At 69.3% G+C, this 17664-nt stretch carries 23 protein-coding genes; 7 read left to right on the top strand and 16 right to left on the bottom strand.

What is annotated here, in order from left to right:
• Positions 1-5: 5 nt before the first annotated feature.
• Both N5095_RS09260 and N5095_RS09265 read right to left on the bottom strand, forming a co-directional pair.
• Positions 6-1334 (bottom strand): phosphoribosylglycinamide synthetase C domain-containing protein, encoded by a 1329-nt coding sequence (locus N5095_RS09260; RefSeq protein ID WP_267622487.1) that lies wholly within the window; start codon positions 1332-1334, stop codon positions 6-8.
• Between the two features lie 286 nt (positions 1335-1620).
• Positions 1621-1929, bottom strand: coding sequence for a hypothetical protein (locus N5095_RS09265; RefSeq protein WP_267622488.1), 309 nt, complete (start codon positions 1927-1929; stop codon positions 1621-1623).
• Between the two features lie 200 nt (positions 1930-2129).
• On the opposite strand from N5095_RS09265, the gene N5095_RS22550 reads away from it, so the two are divergent.
• The 3 genes from N5095_RS22550 to N5095_RS09275 all read left to right on the top strand — a co-directional run bounded on the left by N5095_RS22550 (position 2130) and on the right by N5095_RS09275 (position 5361).
• Positions 2130-2402, top strand: a complete 273-nt coding sequence (locus N5095_RS22550; RefSeq protein ID WP_425499037.1) for a zinc ribbon domain-containing protein — start codon at positions 2130-2132, stop codon at positions 2400-2402.
• Between the two features lie 77 nt (positions 2403-2479).
• The gene (locus N5095_RS09270; RefSeq protein WP_267622489.1) at positions 2480-3907 is read left to right on the top strand and encodes a short-chain fatty acid transporter; all 1428 of its coding nucleotides are present in this window, start codon (positions 2480-2482) and stop codon (positions 3905-3907) included.
• A complete protein-coding gene (locus tag N5095_RS09275) occupies positions 3907-5361 on the top strand; it encodes a TIGR00366 family protein (protein ID WP_267622490.1) in 1455 nt (484 codons plus the stop codon). Before N5095_RS09270 ends, N5095_RS09275 begins: the two co-directional genes overlap by 1 nt.
• A gap of 32 nt (positions 5362-5393) precedes the next feature.
• Here N5095_RS09275 and N5095_RS09280 read toward each other — a convergent pair whose 3' ends face one another.
• Positions 5394-5759, bottom strand: a complete 366-nt coding sequence (locus N5095_RS09280; RefSeq protein WP_267623026.1) for an SDR family NAD(P)-dependent oxidoreductase — start codon at positions 5757-5759, stop codon at positions 5394-5396.
• A gap of 25 nt (positions 5760-5784) precedes the next feature.
• Between N5095_RS09280 and N5095_RS09285 the strand changes: the two genes are divergently transcribed.
• The gene (locus tag N5095_RS09285; protein ID WP_267622491.1) at positions 5785-6186 is read left to right on the top strand and encodes a universal stress protein; all 402 of its coding nucleotides are present in this window, start codon (positions 5785-5787) and stop codon (positions 6184-6186) included.
• A 14-nt stretch (positions 6187-6200) separates the two neighbouring features.
• Here the strand turns inward: N5095_RS09285 and N5095_RS09290 are convergent, their stop codons facing one another.
• From N5095_RS09290 to N5095_RS09320, 7 genes are all read right to left on the bottom strand, one after another.
• Positions 6201-6407, bottom strand: a complete 207-nt coding sequence (locus N5095_RS09290; protein WP_267622492.1) for a hypothetical protein — start codon at positions 6405-6407, stop codon at positions 6201-6203.
• Between the two features lie 34 nt (positions 6408-6441).
• Complete coding sequence (locus tag N5095_RS09295; protein ID WP_267622493.1) at positions 6442-7719, bottom strand: ornithine cyclodeaminase, nickel-pincer nucleotide-dependent; 1278 nt, start codon at positions 7717-7719, stop codon at positions 6442-6444.
• Positions 7720-7796: 77 nt separating this feature from the next.
• Positions 7797-8036, bottom strand: coding sequence for a hypothetical protein (locus N5095_RS09300; RefSeq protein ID WP_267622494.1), 240 nt, complete (start codon positions 8034-8036; stop codon positions 7797-7799).
• Positions 8037-8098: 62 nt separating this feature from the next.
• A complete protein-coding gene (locus N5095_RS09305) occupies positions 8099-8491 on the bottom strand; it encodes a hypothetical protein (protein WP_267622495.1) in 393 nt (130 codons plus the stop codon).
• A 207-nt stretch (positions 8492-8698) separates the two neighbouring features.
• Positions 8699-9388, bottom strand: coding sequence for a nitroreductase family protein (locus N5095_RS09310; RefSeq protein ID WP_267622496.1), 690 nt, complete (start codon positions 9386-9388; stop codon positions 8699-8701).
• Between the two features lie 118 nt (positions 9389-9506).
• Positions 9507-9926 carry a universal stress protein gene (locus N5095_RS09315; protein WP_267622497.1) on the bottom strand — a complete coding sequence of 140 codons (420 nt, stop codon included), beginning with the start codon at positions 9924-9926 and terminating at the stop codon, positions 9507-9509.
• A gap of 111 nt (positions 9927-10037) precedes the next feature.
• Complete coding sequence (locus N5095_RS09320; protein ID WP_267622498.1) at positions 10038-11891, bottom strand: ATP-binding protein; 1854 nt, start codon at positions 11889-11891, stop codon at positions 10038-10040.
• A 189-nt stretch (positions 11892-12080) separates the two neighbouring features.
• Between N5095_RS09320 and N5095_RS09325 the strand changes: the two genes are divergently transcribed.
• A complete protein-coding gene (locus N5095_RS09325) occupies positions 12081-12422 on the top strand; it encodes a DUF7113 family protein (RefSeq protein ID WP_267622499.1) in 342 nt (113 codons plus the stop codon).
• Positions 12423-12510: 88 nt separating this feature from the next.
• A complete protein-coding gene (locus N5095_RS09330; protein ID WP_267622500.1) occupies positions 12511-13056 on the top strand; it encodes an iron transporter in 546 nt (181 codons plus the stop codon).
• 31 nt (positions 13057-13087) lie between these two features.
• On the opposite strand, the gene N5095_RS09335 is transcribed toward N5095_RS09330, so the two are convergent.
• From N5095_RS09335 to N5095_RS09355, 5 genes are all read right to left on the bottom strand, one after another.
• The gene (locus N5095_RS09335) at positions 13088-14329 is read right to left on the bottom strand and encodes a DNA double-strand break repair nuclease NurA (protein WP_267622501.1); all 1242 of its coding nucleotides are present in this window, start codon (positions 14327-14329) and stop codon (positions 13088-13090) included.
• A 39-nt stretch (positions 14330-14368) separates the two neighbouring features.
• Complete coding sequence (locus tag N5095_RS09340; RefSeq protein ID WP_267622502.1) at positions 14369-14653, bottom strand: DUF8066 domain-containing protein; 285 nt, start codon at positions 14651-14653, stop codon at positions 14369-14371.
• A 45-nt stretch (positions 14654-14698) separates the two neighbouring features.
• Positions 14699-15088, bottom strand: a complete 390-nt coding sequence (locus N5095_RS09345) for a DUF7993 family protein (protein ID WP_267622503.1) — start codon at positions 15086-15088, stop codon at positions 14699-14701.
• A gap of 196 nt (positions 15089-15284) precedes the next feature.
• Positions 15285-15740 carry a DUF2240 family protein gene (locus N5095_RS09350; RefSeq protein ID WP_267622504.1) on the bottom strand — a complete coding sequence of 152 codons (456 nt, stop codon included), beginning with the start codon at positions 15738-15740 and terminating at the stop codon, positions 15285-15287.
• Between the two features lie 85 nt (positions 15741-15825).
• Positions 15826-16236, bottom strand: a complete 411-nt coding sequence (locus tag N5095_RS09355) for a HalOD1 output domain-containing protein (RefSeq protein WP_267622505.1) — start codon at positions 16234-16236, stop codon at positions 15826-15828.
• Between the two features lie 125 nt (positions 16237-16361).
• Between N5095_RS09355 and N5095_RS09360 the strand changes: the two genes are divergently transcribed.
• Positions 16362-16739 carry a 30S ribosomal protein S8e gene (locus tag N5095_RS09360; RefSeq protein WP_267622506.1) on the top strand — a complete coding sequence of 126 codons (378 nt, stop codon included), beginning with the start codon at positions 16362-16364 and terminating at the stop codon, positions 16737-16739.
• Positions 16740-16861: 122 nt separating this feature from the next.
• Here N5095_RS09360 and N5095_RS09365 read toward each other — a convergent pair whose 3' ends face one another.
• Positions 16862-17569: an SDR family NAD(P)-dependent oxidoreductase gene (locus tag N5095_RS09365; protein WP_267622507.1), complete on the bottom strand. Its 708-nt coding sequence runs from the start codon at positions 17567-17569 to the stop codon at positions 16862-16864.
• Positions 17570-17664 lie beyond the last annotated feature (95 nt).

A 17664-nucleotide genomic window follows, 5' to 3' on the forward strand; every position in this document is an offset into this window, starting at 1 on the left:
CCGGGTCACGCTCCCCCGAGATATCCCCACGCGTGGAGTTTGTCCCCCTCGCCGTTCACCCACCGCTCGCCGATGTCGTCGCGGTAGTACATGTTGGGCAGGATTACGTCGTCGACGCGACGGTAGGCCTGTCGGCGGGCGCCCTGCATCGTCGTCCCCTTCCCGGTGACGACGAGCACCACGCCGGAGGTGCCGGCGACGCGCCACTGGTCGTCCTCGCACTTCACGTCCTCGACGTGGACGCCCTCGGGGGCGTTCGCCAGCCGGTCGCGGTCGGTCCACTCCCGGGCCGGGCGGCTCTCGAAGCCGATGGCGGCGTCCTGGGCGAACTCCGCGAACGTCCCCGGGTCGGTGTAGGGGAACGGGGGGAGACAGACCCGCACCGCGATTTGGAACCCGGTGTGCACGTCGAGCGGCGGGGCGTCGCCCCGCGCGAGCCCGTGGAAGAAGTCGCCGATGGGGGTCTTCATCCCCTCCTCCATCAGGAAGATGGTGGGGTAGCCGAAGCGCGGCGTGAACTCGAGCGGGTAGACCCCGGCCGCGTTGACGATGCAGTTGAGGTCGATGTAGCCGACGTACCCCTCCTCGGCGAGCGTCGACTCCAGCCGTTCGAGGGTTCGGTCGAACAGCCGATTCCGACCGGTCCACGTCATGCTCGTCCCCATCTCGCCCGTCGAGGGACCGACGTTCCCCGGGAACAGCTTCTTGTGCTCGAAGTTGAGGTTCACCGGGCCGACGAACCGCGACCCGTCGAAGAAGCCGCCCACGGCGACCTCGACGCCGTCGGCGCGCTTCTGAAGTTGGAAGCGTTCGATCTTCTCGCCCCACGATTTCTGATACGCCCGGAGCACGCGAATCACGTCGGAGCCGTCCGCCTCGTCGCCGACGTACACCAGCCGTTTCACGTTCTGGACCTGCCCGCTCGGCTTGATGACGTACGGGTCGGGGTTCTCCTCCACGAACGCGATGGCCTCGTCGAAGTCGCGGAACTCGCGGTGTGGGAGGACGTTCACCCCCATCCGCGCCAGTTCGGACTGGCCGAAGTCCCGGTCGTCCTCCAGCCGGTCGGTGTACTCGGTGCCGCCGACGACGTGGTGGCCCTCGGTACGGAGACGCTCCGCGTGCTCGCCGAAGCCGAACACGTCGTCGAACACGACCGTGTCCGCCCAGTCCACGTGGGCCTCCCAGTCTTCGACCTTCGGGACGAACCCGTTCGCTATCTCGCGCTCGTCCGCGTTCCCGATGTAGTACCGGACCTCGTGGCCCTCCTCCTGGACGCGCCAGGCGATGTCGCCGATCAGCCCGTCGTGAGAGACGAACAGGAAGCTGTGCATGGCGGCGCCTCGCGCCCGCAGGTAGTAAACGCTCGGCTGTGTGGAGTCGGCCAGTTGTGTGAGGTGGGGTCACCCGGCCGTGTGGAGTCGGCCAGTTGTGTGAGGTGGGGTCGCGTCCGCACCGCGACCGGTGCTCCTGCTCCCGTCGACCTACTCGCACGGCAGAGACGGCCTGTGCGTCGACGACCTGGAGCGGCCGGTCGGCGTCCGGCCACTCGTCCGCCTCGGTGTCGTCCGAACTCCGGTGACCCGTCGGCGACCGTTATGCGGCCGGTGTAGTCGGCGTTCAGGGCGTTTTCGTGCCGGGTTCTCCGGTCGCGTCCTCGCCGTACCAGAACTCCAGTCGTCGGCGCGTCTCGTCGACCGTCGAGCACCGCCGAATCGAGTCGGTCGGACTCTCCGCGGGCGGGAAAACCACGAAGTTGTCCATCCCGCCTTCGACCGGTTCCCAGCGGTCGCCGAACTCCCGGAGCGGGTCGTCCGGCGGGAAGTCGGTCGGCGAGGGTCCGGACGCGCCGCCGCGGTCGACGGTTCGTCGACCGTCGTCGGCCGAGGCGCCGCCGAGGAGGGTGCGGACGCTGTCGAGGAGGCTCATGGGAGGGCGTTGCCGCCGAGGACACCTAAGCGGCCGGGTCGGCCGGGGTGGGCGACCGCCCTCGCAGGGACCGTCACGGCCGGAACGGCACGATTGGGCAGCGACTCGTCCGAGCGGCGACTCGGTCGCCTGCGTGTGAGAGTCTATCCAGGCGCCGTCGGAACGGTGGTCGCTTAACCCCCCGTCCCCGACGTGGAGATATGTTCGTCGACAGCCCGCTCTTTCTCGGCGCCGCGCTCTTCGCCACGTGGCTACTGGTGGTGCTCCTCTATCACTACCCGGAACCGTCTAGCCCGGCCGCGAAGCGGTCGACCGCCGCGACCGGGTCCCGACCCGACCGACCGAACAGCCCCGACCGAACCGACCGTTCTGCTCCGGGCGACGGTTCGACGGCCACCTGCCCCAGGTGCGGTGCGGAGAACGCGGGGGAGTACCGCTTCTGTCGAGCGTGTACGTCCCGCGTTCGGTCCTGATCGACCCGGGAGCTGGGGGGCCGCTCGAAACCGGCCCCCACGCTTTCAAGCGAGCCGTCGATAAACCCCGCTATTCCATGGGTCGGTCGTCGTCGATAGCGAGCAGCAACGTCGTCTCCCGGTTCTTTACGCGGCTCGGCGACGTAGCCAGTCGAGTCGTACAGCGTTACCTCCCGGACGCGTTCATCTTCGCCTTACTGTTGACGTTGGCGACGATGGTGCTCGCGGTCGGTCTCACGCCGAAGGGGCCCGCTGACGTGGCACGCCACTGGTCGGACGGGTTCTGGTTCGTGTTGACGTTCTCGATGCAGTCCTCACTCGCGCTCATCACGGGGTGGGTGTTCGCGGACTCCCCGCCGGTCAAGCGGGTTCTCGGCCGCATCGCCAACGTCCCCGAATCCCAGTTTCAGGCGGTGTTCGTCACGGCACTCGTCGGCCAACTGCTCGGGCTGTTCCACTGGGGTGTCGTCCTCATCGGGAGCGCCATCCTCGCCCGCGAGATCGGCATCGCGATGGATCGGAAGGACATCGACGTCCACTATCCGCTGCTGGTGGCCGCCGGCTACGCGGGGCTGCTCCCGTGGCACCAGGGGCTCTCCGCGGCCTCGTCACTGCTCGTCGCGACCGAGGGTCACCTCTTCGCCGGCGAGATCGGCGTGGTCCCCGTCTCACAGACCATCTTCCACCCCGCCAACCTGCTCATCGTCGCCGCCGTCGTCCTGACGACGGTGCTCGTCATGCCGATGATGACGCCCGACCGGCGGGAGAACATCGTCACGGTCCCGCAGTCGAAGCTACGGGAGGCGGGAACGATGATGGCCGACGGGGGCGCTGCGTCCCGGAGCGACGACCTGCGGTCGAGTTCGCTCCGGGACGCGCTCCTCGACACCCCCCTCCTCGGCGGGGGCGTCGGCCTGCTGATCGGCGCGTACCTCGTCTACCTCCTCGCGACGAACCCGTTCATGCAGGTGTTCAACCTCAACGTGTTCATCTCCTTCCTGTTCGCACTCGGTCTGCTCTTTCACTGGCGGCTCCGGAGCTACGTCGACGTGCTCAGACGGGCCGTCGAGGGGGCCAGCCAGATCATGATCCAGTTCCAGTTCTACGGCGGCATCATGGGTATCATGGCGTGGTCGGGGCTCGCCGAACTCATCGCCTCGACGTTCGCCGCGCAGGCGACCAGCACGACCTGGTACCTCTTTACCTTCCTCGCCGCCGGCATCGTGAACTTCTTCGTCCCGAGCGGCGGCGGCCAGTGGGTCGTCACCGGGCAGGTGCTCATCGACGCCACACAGCAGATTCCCGGCGCGAATCAGAATCTCATGATCGTCGCGTTCGGCATGGGCGATCAGTGGACGAACATGATTCAGCCGTTCTGGGCCATCCCCGTGCTCAGCATCGCCGGGCTCTCCATCCGCGACATGATGGGGTACGCGGCGGTGCTGTTCGTGTTCAGCGGCCTCGTCATGGGTGCCGGGGCGCTCCTCATGGGGGTGGTGTACTGATGGCGACCGAGGAGTCGACGACCGACGGCGCGACCCGAAGCGGGCCCTACGCCGGCGACGGCGGACCGACCCGGTTCGTCCCCGAGTTCGGCTCGTACCACCCCACGGCGCTGGCTCTCGCCGCGCTACTGGCTCTCGCCGTGCTGCTGGCGACGCTTCCCCGACTTGGGCTCGTGACCGGCCTCGAACAGCTCGCGACGGGGTTCTACGGGCTGTTCGCCGTGCAGATGGCGCTCGTCCTCTGGTGGGTGTTATCGGCGACGGCCGTCGAGTCCCCCTACGTCGGCGCCGCTCTCGACCGGCTGGCGGCTACGATGCCCGCCGGCCCGCGGAGCGCCGTCGCCGGGACCGCCCTCCTCGGGCTCGTCCTCGGCTGGGTGAACTGGGCGCTCGGTCTCGTCGGCGCCGTCCTCGTCGGCCGGCGACTCTGCCGACGCGCCGCCGACGCGGGCACCCCGGTTCACTACCCCGCGGTGCTCGTCGGCGCGCTCCTCTCGCTCGTCACCGCCACCGTCGGCCTCACCAGCCCCGCCGCGCTCCTGATGGCCGACGAGTCCGGGACGACGAACTTCCTCGCCGACTCGGTCGGCGTCGTCCCGCTCGGCGCGTTCGTCCTCCACCCCGCCAACCTGGTCGTCCTCGGGGCGATGTTGGTCACGCTCCCCGCCGGACTCGCGCTCGTCGCGCCGACTGGTGAGGGCGACCGGGACGCGAGCGACGACGATGGCCGCTCCGGCGTCACCACCGTCGACGAGGTGGAGCCCCTGCTCGGCGACTCCATCCGCAACGTGCTCGCCCGGACCGGCGACGAGGAGACGGAGTCGCCCGAGACCGACGTGGAGGGTGACGAGGAGACCGTCCCCGCCGACCGCCTCGAACGCTCCCGGCTCCTCACCGCGGTCGTCGTGGCCGTCGGCGCGGTGTCCATCGGCTGGCAGTGGTTGCTCGGGGCGAACGTCTCCCTGCTCGGTGTCCTCTTCGCCCTAATGATGCTCGGGATGGCGACGCAGGTTCGCCCGCTCGGCTTCGTCGCGGCGGCGTCGGACGCCACCCGATGGGTCGAGCATCTCGTCGTCCCGTTCCTCCTCTACGGCGGCGTGTACGCCCTTCTCTCGGAGAGCGAACTGTACGCGCCGATCGGCGACGCGCTCGCCGCGACGGGGCTCCCGGCCGTCGCGTCGTATCTGGCCGCGCTCGGACTCGGACTCCTCGTCCCCGACCCCGGCTCCGTCTGGGTGCTGCTCGCTCCCGCCGCCACGACGACGGCGGCGGGCGCCGACGCGCTCCTCGTGTCTACGATGTACGGAGCCGGCGTGTCGAACCTCTGGGTCGGTTTCATCTTCCTCGGCGTGCTGGGAGTACGCGGCTTCGGCTGGCGGCGGTATCTGACGTACGCTGCCGGGCTGACGGTCTACCTCTCGGCTCTCGTCGGCGGCGCGCTGCTGCTGTTCTGAGCGACTTCGAGGCGCCGGTCGGCCCGCACCTCTCAGCGCTCCCGTTCGGCCGGACGGATCACCAGTTCGTTCACCGCGACTCGCGGCGGTCGTTCGACGGCGTAGCGGACGGCCGAGGCAACGTCGCCGGAGCACAGCGGGGTAATCTCGTCCAGCCGGTCGCCGAGCGGCCCGTGCTCGTCGGGGAGGTCGGTCTCCACCAGCCCGGGCGAGACGAGGGTGACCCGGACCCTCTCGCCGATCTCCGTCCGAAGCGCCTCCGAGAACCCCCGGACCCCGAAATTCGTCGCGTTGTAGCCGGCGTATCCGGGCGCCGGCTCCCGGTCCTCCGCGAAAGTAGCTGTCGTCCACGGCCCGACGGCCGGCGACCGCTCGTAGAGTCTAACGCCACGATTTATGCCGTCTCGACTCGCGAGAGCCTATATGTCGACGTTCGTGCTCGCGACCAATTCCGTCCACACCAGCGCGACGCTCTGTGACTACCTCGAATCACGACTGGCGTCCGACGACGTCGTCTACGCCGTCAACTCCCAGCGCGGCGGTGACGAGACCGGCGCCGACGACGTGCGCGACGGGGAAGACGCGCTGAACGCGGTCCGGGCCCGGCTCGGCGGGGTCGCGACCGTCGAAACCGAGCAGCTCGTGCGCGGAAACGACCCGGCCGAGGACGTGCTCCAGTACGTCGAGGAGGTCGACGCCGACGAGCTCGTCGTGGGCGTCCGCAAGCGCAACCCGACCGCGAAGGTCGTCTTCGGGAGCGTCGCACAGGACATCCTCCTGAACGCGAACGTACCGATGCGGGTGGTGCCACGCGAGGAGGTCTGAGAGGGACCGACGGCTCAGTCCTGAGAGCCGGTGAGCGGGGCCGGCGACTGGTTGACGAACCAGAAGACGGCGGTCGCGACGACCGCGCTCGGCAGGAGCGCGAGGACGAGAAAGCCCGGCCCGGCGCGACTGCTCAGGAGGGTGTACGCCAAGACGGTCCCGAGCAGGGCCGAACAGAGGAGGATGAGTGCGTCGAGTCGGCGGCGGAGGGCCGGTTCCATGGGCCGACACCGTCCGGCGTCGGGATAAACGGACCTACTCCCCGGCCTCCGAGCGCTCCTCCGCGCCCCCGCACGCCTCCGAGCCGAGCACCTGGTCCGCCAGACTCGGCACGAACGTCCCCACGTCGGTGACCATCCCGATGGCCTGCGAACTCCCGCGGTCCAGCAGTTGGGTGACGGTGGCGGGGTTGATGTCCACACAGACGACCCGCGTGGTGGAGGGGAGGCAGTTGCCGACCGCGACCGAGTGCAGCAGCGTCGAGAGCATCACCACGAGGTCGGCCTCGTGGGCCTGCTCGCGGATGGCGTTCTGCGCCTCGACGGCGTCGGTGATGGTGTCCGGCAGCGGCCCGTCGTCACGGATGGAGCCCGCGAGCACGTAGTCGACGCCGCTCTCGATGCACTCGTACATCACGCCCTCGGTGATGAGACCCTCGTCGACGGCCTCGGCGATGCCGCCCGCCCGAATCACCTCGCTGATGGTGTAGATGTGGTGTTTGTGGCCCTTTCGAGGGTGCTCCATCGTCTCCATGTCCATCCCCAGCGAGGTGCCGTACAGGTTGCGCTCGATGTCGTGGGTGGCGAAGCCGTTGCCCGCAGAGAGCATGTCGACGTACCCCTCGCGGACGAGGCGGGCGAGGGCGTCGCCCGCGCCGGAGTGGATGACCGCCGGACCCGCCACCACGAGCACTTTCCCGCCGCGTTCTTTGGTCTCCGCGAGTGCCTCCGCGACCTGCCGGATGAGCGACTCGGAGGGGCGCTCGGAGGAGACGCCGCCCTGCATGAACCCGAAGGGGCCGGAGGCGTCGCGGGGGCGCTCGGGGGGCTTGACGCGGATGCCCGTCTCCCCCACGACGACGAGGTCGCCCTCGTCGATGGCGTTGAGCACCTTCGTCCGGGCCGTGGTCGGTTCGTCACCCTCCCCGGGGTCTACGACGACGGCGCAGTCCATCTCGATTCGGTCGACCGACACCCACTCGCCGTCGACGCGCACCTCCGTCGGGTGGTTCGTCGTCGAGTAGAAGGCGTCGGGGACGACTTGGTCGGCGGGCGCCGGCTTCAGCGTCGCGTCGCGGGGGTCCGCGAGCGTCGCGCCGTTCTGGTGGAGTTCGTGGAGGATACCGACGAGGTCCTCCTCCGCGTCGGCGCTGACGGTCATCCGGCAGTACGTCTCCTCGTCCTTGTGGCGGCCGACGTCGAACTCCTCGACCTCGAAGGCGCCGCCCATGTCCATGACGACGCCGAAACAGCGCTGCATCATCCCCGAGTCGATGATATGCCCCTGCAGTTCGACGGTGCGTGCGACTGTCATGGCTCACAGTCGGCACGACGAGGCTATGAAGCTGGTGACGCGGGCAGGCCTTCCAACGCCATAACGCCATACCGCCGTCAGCGCATCTCGTCGAGGCCGGCGTACGTGCCGCGCTCGGCCGACAGCCACGCACCGCCGGTCGCCGCCGCCTGCGACTCGTACACGACGAGCTCGTCCGGCGCGAACTCCACCGGGGCGGGGAAGTCGCCCGCTCGCGGGTTGAACGCGAACTCGAGCGAGGCCGACGGGAACTCCTCGGGGTCGGGCCGCTCCTGTTCGTCGTCCGTCCGGGGGGCCGGGTCGCGTGGAGCGCTCATTGGCCATCGCTCGGCACTGAACGCACTTGTAAGTTCGCGCACGTCTGAGTGACTATTCGGAGTTACTGGACAGTAAGGCCAGTCTCCCAGTCGCGACGCGCGAACGCCCCGCCGGCGCCGACGAGCGCGTTCGGGAGGGTCAGTCCGAGAACGACGATAGCCACCGCGAGGGCCGGGTCGACCGTGCGAACGACACCCGAGAAGAGCCACAGGGTGGGCTCGCCGGTCGCGAGCGCGAGGTACGCCGCGGCGACGACCAGGGGGACCCCCCACGCGACGGCGACGGCGAGGCCGACCGCGGCGCCGCGCCGCACCGACCCGTCGGCCCAGCGGCCGGCCACGGCGCTCCCGAGGAGGCCGCCGACGGGGGTGAGGTACCCGAGGGCGAGAAACAGGGCGGACTCGACGAGGAGGGCGACGACGACGCCGAAGACGAGACCGCGAAACGTAGACACTCGGGATAGTCGTCGGCCGAGAGCAAAAATATCGCGGCAGCGAGTCGGCCAGCGCTTGTGGCTGGCCGTCGTGGCGCTCAGTCGCACTTCCGCGACGGCGTGTCGGAGCACGACGTGCCGTACCCCGACTGCTGTCGCTTCAGGCTAGTCGTCCACACCTCCGCGTCAGCGAGAGGAGCGGCGATAAACCGCCGCTGCTCGTGGCGCTCAGTCGTCCCCCGTCGCCGGCGTCGTCGCCGCCTGCTCCCCCTCGCCGTCTGCTACCGGGTCGAACTCCCCGAAGTGGACGATTTCGTCGACCGGACGGCGGAACTTCCGGGCGTTCTCCACGTCGTCGGCGTCGTCGGCGGGGTAGCCGAGCGTGACGAGCATCACCGGCTCGTACCCCTCGCCGATGTCGAACTCCTCGACCAGCGCCTCGGCGTCGAACCCCTCCATCGGACAGGAGGCGACCCCGTGGCTCCACGCGGCGTTCATCAGCGCCATCGCCGCCAGCGAGGTCGAGCGCGTGGTCCAGACGCGGCGCTCGTCCTCGGCCATGTCGGCCATCCCCTCGACGTTCTCGCGGACGGCCTCCTTCGCGTCCTCGTCCGGCAGGTAGTCCTTCTCCACCCAGTCGTCGAGCACGCGGTCGACGTGGGCCGTCGGGTCCTCGTTGCCGAGAACGACCACCGCGGCGGAGGCGTCGGTGACGTGCTCCTGCCCGCCTGCGACCTCCTGCAGGCGCTCGCGGTCCTCGTCGTCGGTCAGCACGAGGAACTCCCACGGCTGGAGGTTGTACCCCGAGGGCGCGTAGCGCACCTCCTCGAAGATCGCCTCGACCGTCTCGCGGTCGACCGTCTCGTCTGCGTAGTCGTGCACGGACCGTCGCGTAGTGACGACTTCGTCGTAGTCCATCGTGCCGGGGTCGAAGGGTTGGTCGTAATTACCGCCCGCGGAGGCGGTCGAATCGACCGGTTCTGTCCCCTCAAGCAGGACGTAATTTTTGGTGTCGAACGCTAGCGGTCAGCACACACTACGGGACGACCGTGACCGGAACCACCGTGTCGCGGATGACCGCCTCGGTGACGCTCCCGAGGAGGACCCGCCGGATGCCCTCGCGGCCGTGGCTCCCCATGACGACGTGGGTGTACCCCGCCTCGTCGGCGACTTCGACGATGGTTCCGGCCGGGCGACCGACCTCGACCATGGTGTCGACGCGGCCCTCCAGCCCGGTGGTCGCCTCGGCGAGGAGTTCCTCGGCGTCGGCCTTCGCCGACTCGAACCACTGTTCCGCGCCGCTCGGCACTCCCGACCCGGCGGTGTACCCCGCCTCGCCCGGGTTGATGACGTTCAGGAGCGTCACGGTCGCCTCCGGCCACTCGCTCGTCGCAAACTCGAGCGCGCGCTCCGACGGCGGCGACCCGTCGAACGGCACCAGGATGCGCTTGCCCATAGGTACCAGTAGACGCCGACCGGTCAAAAAACACGATGCGCTGACGCGGCCGACCCGCGGCGGCCTCTCGGATGGTCAGTCCCCGTGTCGGGTCACACACCGCCACGGCAGTCAATCGCCGTGTCGGGTCACACACTTCGACAGCCCGGTCAGCTCCACCGGCTCGGAGTTGTCCGGCGAGTACACCACCATCTGGCCCTTCTCCATATAGGGCACCTTGTCGGCGAGCGAGGCGGGGATGTTCACCGACTTGATGGCGTCCTCGTCGCCGAGGTTGAGCACGACCTTCGTGTTCACCTGCTTGAACACCGCCTCGGCCACGTCCTGTGGGTCCTGGGTGATGAGGAAGAGACCCAGTCGCTCCTTTCGGCCCTGCTTCGCCGCCTCGGTGAACTTCGTGACTACCTTCCGGGCCTGCACGCTCTCGGCGTCGGCGAGGAAGTTGTGGGCCTCGTCCATTCCGACGACCAGCGGGGTATCCTTGATGCGCTGGTGCTGGGGGCTGTTCGAGAGCTTCTCGTCGACGAGGAGGCTCGCCACCGCGAGAACGACGATTTCGGTCGCCCGCGAGTCGTTGATGTGGTACGTCGGGACACAGGAGAGCCCGCCGGGCCGGACGAGTTCGTGGACGAGGTCCGTGATGGGCCGCGCGTCCCGGTCGAACACCTGGTTCGCGGCCTTCGTCCGGGTCTTCCGCATCACCGCGTCGTAGGTCGCCTCGTGGACCCGACCCGACTCGTCGAGCTCCTCCCGGAGGGCGGGGTCGTCGAGGAAGTCCACGAACCCGCCGTACGTCGACCCACCCTTCGAGAAGAAGCGGTCGAGCAACAGTGTGAGCGCGTTGTACTGGTTGTCGTTGAGGCTGGCGCCGGCGACGAGCCACGGCCGCCGCTTCACCATCGAGAACGGAATCGTGAAGCGGACCTGCTCGGCGCGGTGGCCCTCGCCGGGGTAGGTGGCGCCGCCGACCTTCGGTACCATGGCGACGGTGTCGTCGTGGCCGCCGTGGGCGACCCCCTCGCGGTCGAGTGTCCGGGCGAAGCCGGCGTCGAGGTCGGGGTTGTCGTCGTGCATCTGGCTGTACTCGTCCTGCGGGTCGAACTGGACGACCGCCGGGCGCACCGTGCGCCCGTCGTTCATCGGGTACGAGAGCGAGGCGTCGAGGTACTGCCGGAGGATGTTCTTCGAGGCGTGGGTCTTGCCCGACCCGGTCCCACCGGCGACGAGCGTGTGCCGGAAGACGAGCGGGTCGCCGTCGGCGTAGTCGTCCTTCAGGCGGTAGTCCACCGTCGGCGGTTCGGCGGCCGTCCTGACCTTCTCCCCCCCGACCGAGAGGTGGCCGAGGAAGACGCCCTCCTCCGGAATCTTCAGTCCGGTCTTTATCTGCTCGCCGTCGGTCGCCTCGCGGACGACGGCGCCCGGCTTGGGCACGCGGTCGGTCATCCGTCGCTTCAGGTCGCCGTCCTCGCGGTAGAGAACGGCGACGGGTTCGAGGTCGGCGACGAACTTGTAGTCGCGCTCCTCGAACTCGTCCCGGCGCATCGCCCGCCGGGCGTGAATCTCGGTGGCGTCGTCGGCCTCGAACTCCTGGGCGTACTCTAGCGCGACGATGCGGGAGAAGAGGAGTTCGTCGTCGGGGTAGGGGACGAGCAGGTACTTCCCGAGGCGAACGAGTTCGCGGTTGTCGGTGGTGACGTACGCCCGGAGGGTCGTCTCGTCGCCGTCCTCCGACACTCGGAGTCCCCCCGAGACCGAGACGGCGCCGATGCCCGTGTCGGCGCCGAGGTCGTCGAACGGGAGGCGCTCGAAGTCGTCGACGGTCTTCCGGTCGCCGCCGGTGCCGACGTCGCTCGCGGAGTCGGCCTCGTCGGCGTCCGCCCGAGCGGCTCCCTCGCCGTTCTCACGCGGGCCGTCGTCCCCCTCGGCGTCGTCGCCGCCGAAGTCCGTGAAGTCCTCCAGAGTCATGTGGCGGTCCACGGGAGCGCCCGTCAAGGACCTTTCCCTCGAATCCGACAGGTTTCCCCCCTCGGTGCCGACGAGTCGTTTTCATCGAATCGACAGGTCGGACGGTCGAATCGTCCCGAATTCACACGAACGTGCGCGTCCGACGCCCGTCACACGGCGCTTTTTACCGCTCGTCACCTACGTATCGGTATGATACTAGTCCGCGGTAGCGGCGGCGGGACGGCGCTCACGGGAACGATCTACGAGCGCGGCGAGACCGCCCCGTCGTTCCGCGGGGCCCCCGACGAGGACGCACCCTACGTCTGGGTCTGTGACGAGTTCTACGAGGTCGAGAGCGGCGGGTCGGCGACCGTCATCGACGGGAAAGAGATTCGCATCGCCTTCGAGTCGCCCATGCCGCGCGGGTTCGAGACGCGCGAACAGGCGCTCGACGCGGCGAAGGAGCACATCCGGACCCAGTTCGCCCGGGTCGGCGTCGCCGAGGACACCGTCGAGATGGAAGTGACGAAGTCGGAGCCGGGCCGGGCCTGAGCCGAGAGCGGGGCGTGAGTAGCGGCCAGCCCTACCGGGAGGGCCAGCACGTTTTTTGAAATTTCGCCGGTAGTAGCCCAGCGCGAACATGCCCGAGAACCCCCAAAAACAGACCAGCGAGGAGGTCGACGAAAAGCAGCTCGAACTGGCGAAGAAGGCCGGCGACGCCTACTTCGAGGCCGTCGAGTACATGGCGAACGAGGTGGCTCACACCGGCGACCACCAGGAGGCCGACGAGATTATCGTCGCCTTCGCACAGGAGGAAGCCGAGGGGATGTACCGGCTCGAATCCGAGGGCGAGTTCGAGTGGGTCGCCCCCGGCGACGATAACTGTCACGTCGAGGTGACCGCGATGGACGCCGAGGACAAGCGGATGATACCCGAACTCGACATCGAGTTCACGCTCGAACGCGACGGCGAGGAGTTCGGCCCCCACGAGGCCGACTTCCTCTGGCACCCCGGGCTGTTCCACTACGGGAAGAACGTCGAACTCCCGGAGGGCGGCACGTACGACCTCCACGTCGAGGTCGATGCGCCGACGTTCATGCGCCACGACGAGCAGAACGGCGACCGCTACGGCGAGTCGGTCTCCGTGACGTTCGAGGACGTGGACATCGAGACCGGACAGGACTGAGTCGGTCGCCGGCGTTGGCGACCTCGAACCCCTACTCGTACTCCGCGCCCCACCGCGAGTCGTCGTAGGTGCGCAGGAGCTCGGAGTCGAAGCGCTCCTCGAACTTCCGACGGAGCGCCGCCTTCTCGGCCGCGCTGATGCGCGCCAGTTCGTCTGCCTTCGCCACGGCCGGCGGCGGCCCCCGGGTCGCGGCCACGTCGTGGAGAATCTGCGTCGTCAACGCCTCGCGGCGCTCCTCGTCCTTCGTGAAGGCGTACGGGGCCTCCACCTTGTAACAGAGGTCCTCGCGCGGGTCGTAGACGACGAAGAACGTCACCTCGTAGCTGTCGGGCTCGAGTTCCCGCTCGATGCCGAGCGCGTCGCCGTCGGCCGCGAGCGTGCGGTCCGAGCCGCCGCGGGAGACGAACCACGAGGTGAACGTGAGGTCGGTCGTGTCGCGCTCGCCGCCCGACCGGCGTTCGAGCAGGCGGGTGAACATCGCCGTATCGTCGACCCACGGCGCCTCGACATCGCGGTCGTCCAGGCTCCGCGTGATGAGCTTCGCGGAGGGGTTCTTCACGAAGCCACAGAGCGGCACGTCGCGCTCGACGAACTCCTCGACGAGGCGGACGTAGTTCTCCACGATGGCGCGGGGTTTCGCCTCCCGCGCGAGTTCGGCGAGTTCGGCGTCGCGGTCCTGCCAGTTCAGGAGTTCTTTGGGGTACAGCGGCCCGTCGAGCACCAGCAGGTCGTCGACGGCTCCGGCGCAGTGGCGCGCGTGGGAGCTCTCTGCGAGGTACAGCGACAGCGCGTGGACGACCCCCTCCGCGTACCGGTTGACTCGGGGGGCGTGGAGCACCCGCAGTCGGCCGTACTCGTCGTCGTAGCTCTCCCAGGCGCGGTCGTGGTTGGCGGCGACCCCGCGGGTGTGAACGGTCGCAACCTGGCTGCGCATGCGGTGGAGGTCCAACTGGGAGGGGACGGCGGCCATCGCCGCCTGCGCCACGTCGAGGACGAGGCCGTTCTTGAACGACGTGGGGTTGATAGTGCCCGAGTCGAGTCCGTGGACGGTCGGATACGGCGGGTCGACGAGTGCCACCTCGTCGACGGCGGCCGCCCGAAGCCGCTGCTCGCCGACCGGTTCCACGACGGTCCGGCCGCCCGCGCGGAGCGGGTCGAGCCACTCCTCCCAGACCGTTCGGGCGAGCGCCTGGTGGTCGCTGTCGTCGGCGTCCTCGGCGATGAACCCCGCGAGGCGCGCGATTCCGTTGACGTGGACGGGGTCGAGCGTCACGTTCCGGCCGAGGGATGCCAGGGGGCTAAAAGGTGCGGGTCACTCCTCGGTGCGGTCGCGGTCGCGAACGCGGTCGGCGGGTTCGGGTCGACCGCGTTCGTCTCGGGCCATCTTCTCCGCCGCCCCTGCGATGCGCTCGACGGCGACGACGAACCGCCAGAGCAGCCACAGCGCGACTGCGCCGCCACCCAGGTAGACGACGAACACCACCCACGCGAGAATCTGGCCGGCGACGAGGACGCTGTACAGGAACGAGAGGACGAGGAAACCGACCGCGAGCGCGAGCCCGCGGCGGCCGATGGGGAGCGTCGACGTGGAGGACACGCGGAACCGGTCCCACCGCTGATAGATAACGCTTCGCGTCGGCGTTCACCCCTCGACGACGGCCTCGAAGACCGGGAGCACGCGCTTGGCGTCGGCGCCGTCTTCGAGAAAGACGAGCGTCCGCGGCGGCCGAACGGCCTTCGGTCGAACACGGAGGTCGGCGTCGGTCGCGGCCGCCGCCGCGACGTCGGGCTGGACGAGGAACTCGACGCGGGCACGGTCGGGCTGAACGTACACTTCGGCGACGCGCTCGGGTTCGGCGTCGGTCTCGTCCCTGCGAGAGAGGGCGAACGCGAAGGCGCCGTCGGTCGTCGGCTCGACGTCCGGGTCGGCGTCGACGACGGAGAGCGAACCGAGTACGCCCCGGTCGCCCTCGACTTCGGAGGCGAGGAGTTGGGCGATGCGCTTCCCGTCGCGGAGGCGGTCCTGCACCATACCGGTGGCTCTCGCGGCGTGGGGTTACGCCTTTCCGTCGCCCTCGACAGCAGACGCCCCGGTGCGTGACGAACAGGCGGTGCGTGGGCTGGAAGAACGGGGTGGCGCGCCGCGCACCTGCCGGGACCACCCCGTACCGCTGATTAGCTCACGGGCGGTCTGGTCGCGTCCTCGTATATGAAGTGTCGGCCGGCGCTCAGCCTCCGCCCTCACGCAGTCCTCGCTTCGTCCGCTCGGCCACGTCGCCGACGTCGACGCCGCGCCGGAGTGCGTACAGGACGGCGGCGGTCTCGAGGGTGACGCCGAGTTCGGCCTGCTTTCGGTTGACCGCCGCGACCGTCTCCTGTTTGTCCTCGCCGGCGGCGACGAGCGCGTCGAGGGCGCGCTCGAAGGTGGACTGCTCGCGGAGGACGGACTCGTCGGGGACGAACTCGTCGGGCACCGCCACCTCGTCGGGGTCGAACGTGACGACCACGTCGCCGTCCTCCCGGTCGAGGAGGCCGCGGCCGGCGGCGACGTCGATGAGACGCTTCGCCTGGTCGGGGGAGAACCAGTCACGGTCCAGCGAGAGCGCCACGACGAACTCCCCCTCCCCGAGACGCTCTTTACCGCGCTGGCGGAAGGGGACTGCGACGGTCACCTCGAGACTCATCGTCCGGGAGACGGGGCAAGGGAACACTAAAGCTTGCTACTCGTCGAGCGCGCCGAGGACCGGACGATAGTCTCCGAGACACGTCTCAGACCGGTGCCGACCCGTCGCCGCCGGGATAATCGCCGTCGGCGTGAACGGTGCGGTCCGGGGCGTCGAAGCCGTCGAGGGCGTCGGGAGCCTCCGAACCACCGGGGTGACCGGGTCCGCTGGGCGTCGCGACGACACGGTGGTCGCCGAACACCGTCACCTCGCAGTCGCCGACGGTGAAGCTGACCGACCCCTGAGGCCGAGGGGTACCGTCGTCCTTGGGCGCGAACAGCGCGTGGAGGGCGTCCGGGTCGACGTAGTCGTTCAGGACCACGTCGAGTTCGGTGACCGGGACCCCCGTCGCGTCGCTCACCGCGAACGCGACCGTCGTGCCGAGATGGGTCGTCGCGTTCCGCTGCCGTTCGGTGACGGACGCTGACGGCTCCCGTGGCGGTGTATCCGTAGTCATTCCAGGCATTTTACTCCCGGAAGAAACACAAACCCGCCGAGAGCCGTGGTATCTTGCGGCTGGACCGCCGACGGCGTGAGCCCCGTTCCGAGCGATTCAAGTATGTCGTAGCAGTTTTACCGGATATGAAGCACCAGGGACGCTCCAAGCGGAAGCGAACCGGGGGCCGTCGCAAGCGGTTCCGGAACAAGAAGCGCTACCAGCTCGGCCGCCAGCCGACCGAGACGACCGTGGGCGAGCCGCGGTTCCGCGTCATCGACTCGCGCGGCAACGAGAAGAAGGTCCGTGCGCTCTCGACGAACGTCGCGCAGGTCGCCACGGGCGGCGAGACGGTCGAGGCCGAGATAGAGAACGTCGTCGACAACCCGGCGAACGTCAACTACATCCGCCGGAACATCATCACGAAGGGCGCCGTCATCGAGACGAGCGAGGGCACGGCTCGCGTCACCTCGCGTCCCGGCCAGGTCGGCCACGTCAACGCCGTCCTCGTCGACGACGAGTAGGCCCCCGTTCTCGGGAGTTCTCTTCGCGAGTCGTTCGTCCGTGAGCGTCCGCTAACGGTGAGCCACGTCGGCTCTTAGGGTTCTCCCACACCCCCGCCGACCGCGACCGGTGAGCCGTCGCTTCAGCGCGTCGCCTTCCGCCACGCCTTGCGGTCGACGCGGGCGCCGTCTATCTCCTCGGCCGACGCGTCGGTAGCGACCCAGACGAACTGGGCGGCGGCGTCCTCGGGGTCGTGGCCGTTCCCGCCGGTGAGGTCGGTGGCGACGAGACCGGGGTCGACGACGGTCACGACCTGCTCGCAGTCGACGGCGAACCCGCGGGCGACGGCCTCGGCGCCCGCCTTCGAGACGGCGTAGGCGCCCATTCCGGCTTTCGCCTCGTGGGCGACCGACCCGGAGGGGACGAGCACTCGCCCGTCGGCGGGCATGTGCGGGAGCGCCTCGCGAACCGTCGCGAACACGCCGCGGACGTTCGTCCGGAGGGCGTCGTCGAAGGCGCTGTAGGACTCTTCGTCCATGGGCATCTCCCCCGGTGCGCCGTGGATGACGGCGGCGTTGGCGACGACGACGTCGACGCCGTTCCCGTCGCCGGCGCGGGCCGCGGTCTCCATCAGGCGCTCCGCGTCGAACTCGTCGCGGACGTCGGCGTGGACGCCCTGGACGGCGTCCGGCCCCGCGGCGACGTCCGCCGCGTCGTCGACGACGGCTGCCAGCGCCTCCTCGTCGCGGGCGCAGGCGACGACCGTCGCCCCTTCCGCCGCGAACGCTCGGACCAGCGCCGCTCCGATCCCTCGGCTCCCGCCGGTGACGACCACGGTCTGTCCGTTCATACGGCGCCGTTGGGTCGTTCGGACCCTAAGCGTTCGCCAACCGGTACTCGAGCGGACGACGGTACCCGACAGGTCGGGTCAGTCGCTTTATAATA

The organism is Halobium salinum, from assembly GCF_026586625.1.
Classification (GTDB): Archaea; Halobacteriota; Halobacteria; order Halobacteriales; family Haloferacaceae; genus Halobium; species Halobium salinum.

Excerpts from the sequence above, each read along its gene's own strand:
- N5095_RS09310 (WP_267622496.1), bottom strand. The coding sequence starts at position 9,388 with ATGGACTACGACGAAGTCGTCACTACGCGACGGTCCGTGCACGACTAC.
- N5095_RS09325 (WP_267622499.1), top strand. The coding sequence starts at position 12,081 with ATGATACTAGTCCGCGGTAGCGGCGGCGGGACGGCGCTCACGGGAACG.
- N5095_RS09260 (WP_267622487.1), bottom strand. The coding sequence starts at position 1,334 with ATGCACAGCTTCCTGTTCGTCTCTCACGACGGGCTGATCGGCGACATC.
- N5095_RS09285 (WP_267622491.1), top strand. The coding sequence starts at position 5,785 with ATGTCGACGTTCGTGCTCGCGACCAATTCCGTCCACACCAGCGCGACG.
- N5095_RS09345 (WP_267622503.1), bottom strand. The coding sequence starts at position 15,088 with ATGGTGCAGGACCGCCTCCGCGACGGGAAGCGCATCGCCCAACTCCTC.
- N5095_RS09350 (WP_267622504.1), bottom strand. The coding sequence starts at position 15,740 with ATGAGTCTCGAGGTGACCGTCGCAGTCCCCTTCCGCCAGCGCGGTAAA.
- N5095_RS09290 (WP_267622492.1), bottom strand. The coding sequence starts at position 6,407 with ATGGAACCGGCCCTCCGCCGCCGACTCGACGCACTCATCCTCCTCTGT.
- N5095_RS09315 (WP_267622497.1), bottom strand. The coding sequence starts at position 9,926 with ATGGGCAAGCGCATCCTGGTGCCGTTCGACGGGTCGCCGCCGTCGGAG.
- N5095_RS09275 (WP_267622490.1), top strand. The coding sequence starts at position 3,907 with ATGGCGACCGAGGAGTCGACGACCGACGGCGCGACCCGAAGCGGGCCC.
- N5095_RS09270 (WP_267622489.1), top strand. The coding sequence starts at position 2,480 with ATGGGTCGGTCGTCGTCGATAGCGAGCAGCAACGTCGTCTCCCGGTTC.
- N5095_RS09365 (WP_267622507.1), bottom strand. The coding sequence starts at position 17,569 with ATGAACGGACAGACCGTGGTCGTCACCGGCGGGAGCCGAGGGATCGGA.
- N5095_RS09360 (WP_267622506.1), top strand. The coding sequence starts at position 16,362 with ATGAAGCACCAGGGACGCTCCAAGCGGAAGCGAACCGGGGGCCGTCGC.
- N5095_RS22550 (WP_425499037.1), top strand. The coding sequence starts at position 2,130 with ATGTTCGTCGACAGCCCGCTCTTTCTCGGCGCCGCGCTCTTCGCCACG.
- N5095_RS09330 (WP_267622500.1), top strand. The coding sequence starts at position 12,511 with ATGCCCGAGAACCCCCAAAAACAGACCAGCGAGGAGGTCGACGAAAAG.
- N5095_RS09320 (WP_267622498.1), bottom strand. The coding sequence starts at position 11,891 with ATGACTCTGGAGGACTTCACGGACTTCGGCGGCGACGACGCCGAGGGG.
- N5095_RS09355 (WP_267622505.1), bottom strand. The coding sequence starts at position 16,236 with ATGACTACGGATACACCGCCACGGGAGCCGTCAGCGTCCGTCACCGAA.
- N5095_RS09300 (WP_267622494.1), bottom strand. The coding sequence starts at position 8,036 with ATGAGCGCTCCACGCGACCCGGCCCCCCGGACGGACGACGAACAGGAG.
- N5095_RS09265 (WP_267622488.1), bottom strand. The coding sequence starts at position 1,929 with ATGAGCCTCCTCGACAGCGTCCGCACCCTCCTCGGCGGCGCCTCGGCC.
- N5095_RS09295 (WP_267622493.1), bottom strand. The coding sequence starts at position 7,719 with ATGACAGTCGCACGCACCGTCGAACTGCAGGGGCATATCATCGACTCG.